At 62.3% G+C, this 9,241-nt stretch carries 11 protein-coding genes and 1 pseudogene; 4 read left to right on the forward strand and 8 right to left on the reverse strand.

What is annotated here, in order from left to right; genetic code table 11:
• Positions 1 to 512: 512 nt before the first annotated feature.
• The 4 genes and pseudogenes from ACP7CD_RS17205 to ACP7CD_RS17220 all read right to left on the reverse strand — a co-directional run.
• Positions 513 to 848, reverse strand: a pseudogene (locus ACP7CD_RS17205) (transposase); the annotation flags it as partial.
• 16 nt (positions 849 to 864) lie between these two features.
• On the reverse strand, positions 865 to 1,947 hold the full coding sequence (locus tag ACP7CD_RS17210) for an IS110 family transposase (RefSeq protein WP_426120754.1): 1,083 nt from the start codon (positions 1,945 to 1,947) through the stop codon (positions 865 to 867).
• Between the two features lie 270 nt (positions 1,948 to 2,217).
• On the reverse strand, positions 2,218 to 2,886 hold the full coding sequence (locus ACP7CD_RS17215) for an IS3 family transposase (protein ID WP_426120755.1): 669 nt from the start codon (positions 2,884 to 2,886) through the stop codon (positions 2,218 to 2,220).
• Entirely contained in the window at positions 2,883 to 3,194 is a 312-nt protein-coding gene (locus ACP7CD_RS17220; protein WP_426120756.1) for a transposase, read from the reverse strand. The genes ACP7CD_RS17215 and ACP7CD_RS17220 overlap by 4 nt, the downstream gene beginning before the upstream one ends.
• A 177-nt stretch (positions 3,195 to 3,371) precedes the next feature.
• Between ACP7CD_RS17220 and ACP7CD_RS17225 the strand changes: the two genes are divergently transcribed.
• The 4 genes from ACP7CD_RS17225 (at position 3,372) to ACP7CD_RS17240 (ending at position 5,948) form a co-directional block, all read left to right on the forward strand.
• Entirely contained in the window at positions 3,372 to 4,088 is a 717-nt protein-coding gene (locus tag ACP7CD_RS17225) for an AfsR/SARP family transcriptional regulator (protein ID WP_426120757.1), read from the forward strand.
• Positions 4,089 to 4,310: 222 nt separating this feature from the next.
• Positions 4,311 to 4,481 (forward strand): hypothetical protein, encoded by a 171-nt coding sequence (locus ACP7CD_RS17230; RefSeq protein ID WP_426120758.1) that lies wholly within the window; start codon positions 4,311 to 4,313, stop codon positions 4,479 to 4,481.
• Between the two features lie 160 nt (positions 4,482 to 4,641).
• Positions 4,642 to 4,899: an RNA polymerase sigma factor gene (locus ACP7CD_RS17235; RefSeq protein ID WP_426120759.1), complete on the forward strand. Its 258-nt coding sequence runs from the start codon at positions 4,642 to 4,644 to the stop codon at positions 4,897 to 4,899.
• Positions 4,896 to 5,948: an Ig-like domain-containing protein gene (locus tag ACP7CD_RS17240; RefSeq protein WP_426120760.1), complete on the forward strand. Its 1,053-nt coding sequence runs from the start codon at positions 4,896 to 4,898 to the stop codon at positions 5,946 to 5,948. The genes ACP7CD_RS17235 and ACP7CD_RS17240 overlap by 4 nt, the downstream gene beginning before the upstream one ends.
• Positions 5,949 to 6,274: 326 nt before the next feature.
• On the opposite strand, the gene ACP7CD_RS17245 is transcribed toward ACP7CD_RS17240, so the two are convergent.
• The 4 genes from ACP7CD_RS17245 to ACP7CD_RS17260 form a co-directional block, all read right to left on the reverse strand.
• Positions 6,275 to 6,625: a hypothetical protein gene (locus ACP7CD_RS17245; RefSeq protein WP_426120761.1), complete on the reverse strand. Its 351-nt coding sequence runs from the start codon at positions 6,623 to 6,625 to the stop codon at positions 6,275 to 6,277.
• A 246-nt stretch (positions 6,626 to 6,871) separates the two neighbouring features.
• Positions 6,872 to 7,681 carry a hypothetical protein gene (locus ACP7CD_RS17250; protein WP_426120762.1) on the reverse strand — a complete coding sequence of 270 codons (810 nt, stop codon included), beginning with the start codon at positions 7,679 to 7,681 and terminating at the stop codon, positions 6,872 to 6,874.
• A 1-nt stretch (position 7,682) separates the two neighbouring features.
• On the reverse strand, positions 7,683 to 8,177 hold the full coding sequence (locus tag ACP7CD_RS17255) for a hypothetical protein (protein WP_426120763.1): 495 nt from the start codon (positions 8,175 to 8,177) through the stop codon (positions 7,683 to 7,685).
• A gap of 224 nt (positions 8,178 to 8,401) precedes the next feature.
• Positions 8,402 to 8,908, reverse strand: a complete 507-nt coding sequence (locus ACP7CD_RS17260; protein WP_426120764.1) for a hypothetical protein — start codon at positions 8,906 to 8,908, stop codon at positions 8,402 to 8,404.
• Positions 8,909 to 9,241 lie beyond the last annotated feature (333 nt).

Here is a 9,241-nt window from a genome sequence, read left to right on the forward strand (position 1 = left end):
CGCCCCCATCCGCAACCATCAGCTTGCTTTGCTTGTTACCCAGTAGGGCACAGGTCCGAGTGACTCCTGACTTTCGACGCCGGGAAGGAAGTGCTCGCGAGAAGGACCCGAGCGCCAAGCTCGTCGCCCCTGCCCCCGCTACGGAGTGAAACCTCTCGCCTGCGACTGCCGCCCGGATCACACGGTCTTTGTAGTGAAAGGCATTTCGCACCCGGAAGGCCGGGCACAAGTCCCGGCCATCGGCATGCCCGCGAGGATGTTCAGTCGACCCAGTGAAGGCGCACCGCATCGGTCCGGGAGACTGGCGCGGCATGCTTGCTTCCCGGGGGACTATCGCAGTAACGGTGTAAGAGGACCAATCACCCCGAGTGGGGTTGGAGGGTCGACATGAGCGAGAAGATCGAGACACTGGTGGACGTGAGCCCACCGACACCCGGTGACGAGCCGGAAGACAACGCGCAGCTGAGCGCGGCCGAGCAGGACACTGAACCGTCCCCGGTTCTTTGCCGCTCCTATGCGGGTGCCAGCACCGGGTGTGATGGCGTTGCGAGGCCAGCGTAGTACGCGGTCTCGAACTCCTCGGGCGGGATGTCGCCGAGGGTGGAGTGCAGGCGCCGGTTGTTGTACCAGTCGACCCAGCTGGCCGTGACCCACTCGACGTCGTCGATGGTGCGCAGCGGGCCGATCCGGAATGGAGAACCGTCCCGGATCGCCTCGTTCTTGAACAGCCCGATCGTGGACTCAGCCAGGGCATTGTCGTAGGCATCGCCGATGGATCCGATGGAAGCGGCGATGCCCTCCATCGCCAGGGTCTCGGCAAAGGCCACGGACGTGAACTGGGACCCGGCGACGCCCTTCTATGAGTCAAGCGGCGATGAGGGTTTGGCCGGCTTTCCGTTGTTGATTTCGCAGGAGGTAGTAGACCTCTCGGGCGATGTAGCGCTTGAGACAGCGCAGGATCTCGGGATTGGAGTGGCCCTCGGCCTTCTTCCGGGCCACGTAGGCCTTCGTGACCGGGTCCAGGCGCCAGCGCACGACCGCGATCATGTGCAGGGCACTATTGGCGGAGCGGTCCCCGCCGCGGTTGAGCCGGTGCCGGGTGGTCTTGCCCGAGGACGCCGGCAACGGGGCGACCCCGCAGAGCATCGCGAAGGAGGCCTCGCTGGTGAGCCGGCCCGGGTTGTCCCCGGCGGTGATCAGCAGCTGAGCCGCGGCCTCGTAACCGATGCCCGGGCGGGTGAGCAGGTCCGGGGCGAGCTCCTCGACCAGGGCGTGCATGAGCTGCTCGAGGTCGGCGATCTCGTCGTGGAGTTCCAGGTAGCGCCGGGCCATGGACTTCAGCGCGATCCGGGTGGCCACCACGGGGTCCCGGAACCCGGTGGCGTCCGGGCGCCAGGCGGCCAGGGTGCGGATCAGCTGCATCCGAGTGAGGTTGCGCAACTGGTCGCGTAGCTCGTCCGGGGCGGAGACGATCTGCATCTGGATCAGTTGCAGGGCGGTGCGCCGGGCGTGGATCGCGGACTTGCGGGCGACCTTGAGCACGCGCAGGGACTCGACCATCCCGTCGCGTGCCCGTGGGGTCACGGTGCGCCGGCGGGCGTAGGCGGCGTGAGCGGCGTTCTGCGCATCGATGGTGTCGTCCTTGCCGCGCCGGCGCCGGTCGGCGTGGTCGCCGGTGGTGACTTCCAGGACCTCGATCCCGGCGTTCTCCAGGTGGCGCAGCAGCCCGGCCCCGTAGGAGCCGGAGCACTCCACCCCGATCCGGGCGATGTCTCCGTAGGAGCGCATCCAGCGCAGCAGAGACCGGTAGCCGACCCGGGTGGTGGAGAACGCCTGGGTGGCGATCACGGTGTCGTGGGCATCGACGACCGCGGCCATGTGCAGGTCTTTGTGGGTGTCGACCCCGCCGATCACGACCGGGGACGAGGAGCTGGTGGGGTCTTTCATCGCGGGCCTCCTGGGGCTGAGCAGCAACATGTGGTTGCCCTCGGCCGAACCAGACACCCGGACACGATAGTAAGGAGACGGATTCCCGTCAGGCCCTTCTTGGGTCACATGGTCCCGGCGAGACCGATGGGCCTCGCCGGAGGTGCTCCTTCAGCAACCGACAAGTCCGAGGAATGACACCGAGCAGGGGGTCGATCGGAGTGCGGGTCAGGATGCTGCGAGAGCACCTCCGACACCACGGTAGCCCCATGGGGTCGATCGCTGTGAGGGTCAGGACGCCCGGGAACACCTGGCCCTCACAGTCTTACTGTCGCTGTGATGGACCAGCCCGTCCTGGACGGTGTGCCCGGCGCGGTCGCGCTGCCACAGCCCCATCCGCAGTGCGGTGGTGACCAACGGGGTCGTCTTCGTGGTCGCGGCGTGCCAGCCCACGATCGTGCGCGCGTAGCAGTCGATCACGAAGGACACATAGGCGAATCCGGCCCAGGTCCGCACGTAGGTGAAGTCCGCGACCCACCGACGGTTCGGCGCCGGCGCGGTGAAGTCCCGGTCCAGCAGGTCCGGGGCCCGGGCCGCGTTGCGGTCCGGGACCGTGGTGCGTACGCCCTTGCCGCGCACCAGGCCGCTGATGCCGAGCCGGCGCATCAGCCGGTCGACTCGGCGCGCGGAGACCTCGAGGTCCTGGCGCCGCAGCAGCGCTGTCATCTTCCTGCGCCCGTACATCGACTCCGGTGCAGCACCACCATCAGCGTCCACCCGGGCAGTGCGGATCGCGTCGATGGTTACCGCGTCCTGGTGGTCGCGGGTGCTGGGCCGAGCGCGTTTCCACGACCGGTAGGTCCGCTCGGCGACCTGAACGCCCTGCTCGCGCAGCACCGTGCAGATCGACCCGACCGAGCGGCCCTTGGCGCGCTGGTCCTCGATGAACCCGAGGATCAACGGCGTCGGGGGTCGAGTTCCCCGGCGAAGAAAACCGCCGCGTCCTTCAGGATCGCGTTGGCCTCGCGCAGCTCGCGGTTCTCCCGCTCCAACTGCTTGATCCGCTCCTGCTCGCTGGAGGACATCCCCTCGCGCTCTCCGGCATCGACCTGGGCCTGGCGGACCCAGCGGCGCAGGGACTCCTTCCCGATGCCCAGTCGGTCGCCGACGGACTGACAGGCAGCGGTCAGGGTGGGGTACTCATCGAGGTGGTCCAGCACCAGGCGGATGGCCCGCTGCTTGGTCTCCTCCGGAATCCTCTTCGGCATGATCTCTATCTTCCTTCCAGACTCGAAAGGAAGCGGCATCAAACCGGGGACGGTTCACTGACCACCATGGCCGGACTCACAGAAGGACATGTTCTTGACCACTGATCACCCAGGACGGAGCATTTTCATTGACCCATACGGATCCCATCGTGCCACGTCAGCAGGGAGGATCTACCTATGGAACAGGCACCCGACCTGAGGTTGAAACTGATCGGCGGCTGGGACTTAAGCAAGAACGGGAGATCTCTCTCCGTGGGGCTCCGCCAGCAACGCCTCATCGCCGCGCTGGCTATCCACGGGCAACGCCCTCGTAGCTTTTTAGGAGGTCTGCTGTGGCCTCAGGACACGGAGACGCACGCCATGGGCAGCTTGCGAGCCGCGGTATTCACCATCGCCCGTCGGATGCCCGGCGTACTTTCGTGTACGGGCCACGACCTGCGCCTAGGTGACGGAATGGACGTAGACCTGCACAAGCTGCGCGCAGCGATCACGGCGCACCAACCGTCCCCGGGCCCATGGTTCACCGGCTATACGAACGCACAGCTCTTACCGGGTTGGTACGACGACTGGGTTGTGACCGAGCAGGAGCGGTTGCGTGCAGATTACACCGATGCCGTGGAACGCCTCGCGGGAGCCGCACTGACCGAGCACGACCACTACCAGGCTCTCCACCTGGCGCGGCTGGTCGTCGATGGTGACCCGCTGCGTGAGAGCGCGGCACGGATCCTGGTACAGACGCACCTAGAGATGGGCAATCACGCCACGGCTCTGCAGATCATGCACCGGTACACGGACTTTCTGAAGCAGGAGCTCGGAATCACTCCTTCCTCACGGTTCCTCGAGCTTCTCGACGCCGGTCCGGTCGCCAGCACACCAGTAGGCTCCGAGCGTTGACCGTGACGGGCCGGTCATGCGGCCGTAACGGCCCAGCGGGGAGGGGCGGCGCCATATCGGGTGCTGTGGCACCGACGGCCTGTTTCTGGCGAATGGATGACGTCGTGGACCATACCGGCCGTCCGGGTTCGCACCTCCCGGACCTCGAGCACCGAGCGCAGCGTCATGTGTGAGCTCCCACCTCGACGAGTTCAGGAGGCGTTTCCCCCGACGCGGACAGCCTTGGCCGTCACGGCTGTGGCGATCGTGGTGGTGGGCTTACGGATCGAGGACTACTCCGGGGTGCTCGTCCTGGGCTTCGGGCTGGCGGTCCTGGCAACGGCCGCGCTGTTTCCGGCCGTCAAGCAGGTGGAATGCGGTTTCCCGCCGGTGTCAAGATCACGGCCGGCCTGAGGGATCGGCAGGAGGAGTTGCGCCAGGCTTTTGAACAGCACAAGGGCGAGCTGCAGCTCTGTACACAATTGCTGTGCAATGACCCGGGTGTTGCGGCCCGGCTCCTGGAGACCGCGTGGGCGCGCGTGGCCGCCAAGTGGCGGGGTCCCGTGAAACTGCGTTGCGTCTGTACCTGATCTGCGTGGTCATCGAGCTGCTCGACTCCGACCGGCGGTGGTCTGCCCGACCGGTCCCGGAGGGCTCTGCCACGCCCCTGGAAGCACTGACCCCCCACCAGAGGACCGCTGTGGTGCTGCGGGAATTCTTGGAGCTATCTCCCGCCGAGACCGCCGACATCATGGACCGTTCGGAGGCCGACGTTGCGGCCGAACTGCGGGATGCCCGAACGGTTCTCGAATTCAACGGTGGTACGCCATGACCCCCAAGCTGCGCGAACAGCTGCTGGCCCTCGCCGAATCGCGCGCACGCGCTAACCCCGCCGACCCCGCAGGTCCCTTGGAGGAGGGGACGCGTGCGTTCCAGCGTCGGACGCTGGTTCTCTATGCCGAGGTGCTCCTCACCACGGTCCTGCTGAGCTTCGTCTTGCTGCTGGTGCACCCGGCACTGCGCGCGAAGGGCGACCTTCCCGGTGATACATCGTCCGCCGTGGTCCTCGCCCCGGCAACGCCCGAACTCGCCGTGGGCGAGACGCATCGTTTCGCCGCCCACCTCGTCTACGCCGATGGGTCAGCGCAGGAGCAGCCCATCGTGACCGGGTTGACTTGGTCATCCAGCATGCCGGCAATCGCGCGTGTGGACGGCACCGGACTGGTCACGGCCTTCGGCCCCGGGCGGAGCACCATCTCAGCGACCGTGGGGGAAGCCTCCGGCTCGGCCGTCGTGGTCATCACCGAAAGCCCCCAAGAGCCCGCGCCCGTAGCACTGTCCTTGGATCCTCCGACCCCCGAGCTGGATCCTCTTCAAAGCCACCAGTTCGCGGCCCGGTTGGTCCTCGACGACGGCACCGTCAGCGAACCCCTCGTCTCCGGGATCGATTGGCGTGCCGATGACCCGACGGTCGCCGAAGTTGACGGCACCGGGCTCGTCACGGCCCGCGCCCCTGGACGAACCACCATCACCGCCACCGCCCGGGGCATGATCGGCAGCTCCAAAGTAATCGTGCCCGACGCGCAGCGAACTTCTGTCCTGTTGACGATCACCCTGCAACCACCGGATTGGTCCGTTCCCGGCCCCGGGCTGACCCAGCAATTCACCGCTGTGGGGCGATACAGCGACGGCACAGTCGCTGACCCCCTCACCACCGGGGTCCGTTGGACCTCCGACAACCCCACCTTTGCCGCCGTGGACGAGACCGGACTGGTCAACATCACTGATGACTTGGTCGTTGAGGACGGGACCGCAATCATCATCGCTACCGTCGGGGACGTTTCCGGCACCGCACCCGTGACCGCGCAGGTGGTCGAGTGACGACCGGCGCAACACCGGCCGGGCCCTTCCCGGATTCCGAGCGAACTGCACGGAGGCGGGCATGTCGACCGCGAGGTGCTGCGACGTCATCGACCTGCCCGAAAGCACGTGGCGCCGTTGGCAGGCCGCAGCCCTGGCCTTCACCGACGGATCATATACGTGTCCCGTGGCGGGACAACCCGACGTGGCCGAGAAGCGTGGAGCACGACGACCAGGCCGTGGCCACCTTGCCGGCCACGGTAGGTCAAGGCCGCCTCGCTACCATGGTCGGCGCGGCCACCCGGAAGCGGGGACCGACGAACGGCCATGAGCTCGACCCCGTCACGCTAGTGCTGGAATTCCACCCACAATGGGTAGGGATCGAACAGACGCCAGGACAGCTCGTTGCGGGTCAGCCCGGACATAAAGTGGGGGACGAAGTCGAAGGACCCAACGCGTTGCGTGTAGGTCATTGAATGCAGCTGGCAGGTCACGTCGGGTTCAGAGAACCAGGCGATCTGATCATAGAAATGCTGGCTCGCGTCGTCGCTGAAGATGGTGCGGGACACCGTGTTCAGTTCGGGAGGTGCCTCTATGGTTTCCGTCAAGCGGCCAGGACCACCGGTGACTAGGTCTGAGGCTCGGTCGGGTACGGTCTGCCCGAGCTGGTGGCCCACCACGACGGTCTCCTCGGCCAAAAATATTCTCAATATGTATCGAGTTGACTCTTACGTAAACTTAATGCACCCAAGGGTTTCTGCAGATAAACCGGAGCAAGAGCGGTGGATGACAATCCTCCGCCCGCCCTCCGGCCAAACCATCAACTCGAAGAGGCGGAAGTTCCTGCCAAAGCCACGACCCAATTCATGAGTATTCCTCAAAGGGTAATTTCATCCTTACTGCCCCTCACCCCACGATGTGCACCACCTCCGTGATGCCTACAGCTAACGGATAACCACAAGAATGACGTCGTCGGTATGGCGGGCCATGAAGCCAGCTTGGTTCATGTCGGGTATAGGCCCGGGAAGGAGGTAGACATCGCGGAAGGCGTAATGCTGGAACAGGGCGAGTTGCTGCTGGATCGCTGCCGTGATTTGCTCTTTCGCCCCATGCAGTTTGGGTGCAATCCGATCCATAATCGTACCGGAAAGAATTCCGCTTTCCACCCAGATGTGAGACCACCTGCAATATCCCCGTAGGCGTCGGTTAGCGTCGATGTAGAATTCGATGTTGTACTTCACGTTTGCGTCGTAGTCGGGCCAGTTGTCCACTTCGACCTTAAGATCCTGATCAATCTGAAGGAAGACTCTCCCGATGTCGTAGCCAGGGAAGAAGTTTCCGAAAACCCTCGGCTCGCCCCTGCGCGTGAGCTTGCTCCCGGCCGTTTGGGCATCGAAGAGAGCCCTAAAATTTGACCCCACTTGTGACCGTAGGGGCACTTGGATCTCATTATCCACTGGTGCCCTCGCGACGATGAGGGAACTGGACACTTTGTCATTGAGATACCCGAGGGAAGACCACCAGGAAGACGTGAAGGCCCCGCCGACGTTCAGCGCCGCGAAGTTGCCGTCGAAGTTACTGTGTTCGAACGCGTACGCGTTTCCTCTATGACCAAGAGCCCACGCCCTCATCGATGAAAATACGTCATTCGTAGCGCCCCATCGATTCCAGTAGTACCGACTGTTCCCAGTGGCGCTCGTTTTAGCAAATCCCTGGAAGTCGCTGTGTTCCCAAAGTGTGGTCATAACAGACATGTCAGTGTCCCCCGCTTTGTGCATGGGCTCCGCGGCTGTGGCGCAGATCTGCAGGTTCGCCTGGAGCCATGGCTATAAATTTGGGCCATAGGTCTGTGATCTCATCCTGGTCGAGCCAAGGTTCAATTCGAATCCATAGGTCCACCAGATCATCGTCCAGACCCCCGCCTTCGCCCTTTTCACTGAGGGAACGCCTGAGCTCTTCGATCAGCTCGGTCGCTTCAGTGGGGGTTGCCAGGATGTTTCCTGGGGTGAGGAAGGCGCCGAAGCCGACTTCCTGCGTGTCGGCTACCTCTCGAGGTTCATTTAGGACGATCTCGGAACTTTCTGCCGCGAAGGACGCGTCGATCAGGAGTTCAGCGGAGTGAGACAAACCTCTCTCCGCGAGAAGACGTGGCTCAATGATCGATTTGTTGGCGGTCGAACCAGAGGTTGATTGGTTGTCATATGCAGGCATTCGTATTAGCGGCGTGAATTCGTCGTCAGTGGATGCCATGTTGCACTCTCCTTCGGTTGAATTACGACTGAATCCCTTGGGCGGTCACCGGTGCCCATGTACATTTCCGTAACATGGTTAGTTTTACGATAGGAATCGCCATCAAGGGACTATGTGGTCATTTTTTATTTTTTGATTTTCAACAATAGTCCGGTTGCAAGCAGTCATATATATTTCTAACAGTATCGACAGTGCCATATGTCGTTCAATAGATGAATTTTTTATCACACACTTAAGGTCAGCCTTTTGAAGACGCGGTTGGGCACCGTGTTGGTACTCATGCTTATGTCTCGGGAAAAAGTTCCGATATGTGTCCAGAATGCATCCTCCACCCATTCTTGCGCATCTATAGTGCCTGGGATATGACGAGGATGGGTGTAACGCACGTAAACATCAATATTGTCTTTTACCCACAAATCAGCACCAAATATTTCGAACCGAAATTTGAGGCTACCTTGAACTTGATGTTTAAATTCTATGGCGTTAGGAAACGGGCGCCCAGCTGGCCAACTTACGATGCCATCGTCGTCATCCATGTCTGTTCCGGTCCAGCTCCACGAGTGGAATTCCGATGCGCCGGCATTCAGGCGTGGGGTAGCTCCCGGTTCGACGTTTAAAGTGATTCGTGGCTGATCGTTGCGGAGAATAGTGACAGCTACTCTGGAATCCGTTCCATCTGGAATCTGATCGCCCGTTTCAATATTCCAACCCATTTTGCTAACCCAGACCATAGTACTATTCTTTCTGGATCATTGAGTAAATAGAAATTAACACCAGCAGGGAGAGTAATATTACGCATAGACAACTTTTCAATTTTTATCATCGAAGCAAGTCGACTATAATAAGCGACTGTGCAAAGTGCTTTATATGCGAGTTGTCTTGTCCCTTAAATTTATTTGGTGGCCGTTACTATGACGTGACTACTGCTGGGTTGTTGCGGCGCTTAGACCTTGTCTCATAACTCCGTTGCCTGGCACAGTCGGCGGAGGTTGATGAGCGTGATGGCGAGCAGGAGCAACGGGAGCAACGTGGCCTCGGTGCGGTCGTAGCGCAGCCCGAGGCGC

This window comes from Kocuria sp. LHG3120 (assembly GCF_049897445.1).
Taxonomy (GTDB): Bacteria; Actinomycetota; Actinomycetes; order Actinomycetales; family Micrococcaceae; genus Kocuria; species Kocuria rosea.

Excerpts from the sequence above, each read along its gene's own strand:
- ACP7CD_RS17225 (WP_426120757.1), top strand. The coding sequence starts at position 3,372 with ATGGAACAGGCACCCGACCTGAGGTTGAAACTGATCGGCGGCTGGGAC.
- ACP7CD_RS17255 (WP_426120763.1), bottom strand. The coding sequence starts at position 8,177 with ATGGCATCCACTGACGACGAATTCACGCCGCTAATACGAATGCCTGCA.
- ACP7CD_RS17210 (WP_426120754.1), bottom strand. The coding sequence starts at position 1,947 with ATGAAAGACCCCACCAGCTCCTCGTCCCCGGTCGTGATCGGCGGGGTC.
- ACP7CD_RS17250 (WP_426120762.1), bottom strand. The coding sequence starts at position 7,681 with ATGTCTGTTATGACCACACTTTGGGAACACAGCGACTTCCAGGGATTT.
- ACP7CD_RS17240 (WP_426120760.1), top strand. The coding sequence starts at position 4,896 with ATGACCCCCAAGCTGCGCGAACAGCTGCTGGCCCTCGCCGAATCGCGC.
- ACP7CD_RS17260 (WP_426120764.1), bottom strand. The coding sequence starts at position 8,908 with ATGGTCTGGGTTAGCAAAATGGGTTGGAATATTGAAACGGGCGATCAG.
- ACP7CD_RS17220 (WP_426120756.1), bottom strand. The coding sequence starts at position 3,194 with ATGCCGAAGAGGATTCCGGAGGAGACCAAGCAGCGGGCCATCCGCCTG.